The following is a 573-nucleotide window of genomic DNA, read 5'->3' as shown; positions in this document are numbered from 1 at the left end:
GATCGCGGTGTGCTCGATCGCTACCTTGCTGCGGTCCAACAGGTGGTGGATCGGCACGACATCCTGCGCACGGCCTTTGTCTGGGAGGGGCTGTCGAGCCCGGCCCAGGTGGTGTGGCGCAAGGCGGTCCTGGAGGTGTGCGAGGTCGAGCTGGATGAGGATGGCGGTCCCGGTCCCGAGCAGCTGAAGCGGCGGTTCGATCCGCGCCAGTACCGCATCGATCTTGGCCAGGCGCCGCTGTTGCGGTTCGTGATCGCGCGCGAGCCCGGCAGCGGGCGCTGGCTGCTGCTGGAGATGCTGCACCATCTGATCGGCGATCACACGACGCTGGAGGTGATGCATGCCGAGGTGCGGGCCGTGCTGGCAGGTCGCGGGCATGAGCTTGCCGCACCGCAGCCGTTCCGCAACCTGGTGGCGCAGGCGCGGTTGGGAGGCGATGCGAAGGCGCATGAAGCGTTCTTCCGCTCGATGCTGGCCGACATCGACGAGCCGACGCTGCCGTTCGGGCTGATCGAGGTGCATGGCGACGGCAGCGGGGTTGGCGAGGCGCAACGGATGCTGCCGCAGGCGCTG

1 protein-coding gene is annotated in these 573 nt (G+C 68.8%); it reads left to right on the top strand.

Annotated features, from left to right (window positions below):
- On the top strand, positions 1-573 hold a 573-nt coding region (locus tag D3227_RS40610), incomplete at both ends, for a condensation domain-containing protein (protein WP_147377850.1).

This window comes from Mesorhizobium waimense, from assembly GCF_003601975.1.
Classification (GTDB): domain Bacteria; phylum Pseudomonadota; class Alphaproteobacteria; order Rhizobiales; family Rhizobiaceae; genus Mesorhizobium; species Mesorhizobium waimense.
This window is presented reverse-complemented; position numbering and strand designations above follow the sequence as displayed.